This window comes from Cupriavidus sp. 01L43 (genome assembly GCF_056399925.1).
On sequence record NZ_JBFTSH010000060.1, the window covers coordinates 1 to 413 of the forward strand.

A 413-nucleotide genomic window follows, 5' to 3' on the forward strand; every position below is an offset into this window, starting at 1 on the left:
CCGGTGGCGTCGGCGAACACGTCGTACTCGGCATAGGTGGTCTTGAACCGGGCAAGGTTGTAACCCGTCAGCGTGACTTTGAAGGGCGGTTTGTTATCGAGTCCGCTCGTGTAGTACAACCCCTCCGGGGTCCACCCGAGCCCGAAATCCCCCATCATGAAGCTGCCGCCTTCGACCCGGATCAGGTCCTTCAGCACCTTGCGCTTGAGCTTTGCTATGCGTTCCTCGATGCTGCCTTCCGTCAAGGCCAGCAGCTCAGCTGTGAGTGCCGGAGGCTGATGCAAGATCGGCGCGTCCTCGCCCGGGTCTTCCGACATGATGGGCTGGGGTGGTGGCTGGACATCGGCCAACGCTGAGACCGGGTGTTGTGCGCACCCAAGGAGGAGGGCCAATGCGGCTGCCATGGATCCGAT

The 413-nt window shown here is 62.2% G+C and carries 1 protein-coding gene; it reads right to left on the reverse strand.

Translation table 11 applies throughout. From position 1 onward, the window contains the following. A partial coding sequence (locus AC1DP9_RS27775) for a hypothetical protein (protein ID WP_477109081.1) occupies positions 1–317 on the reverse strand: 317 nt, incomplete at its 3' end. Between the last annotated feature and the right edge of the window lie 96 nt (positions 318–413).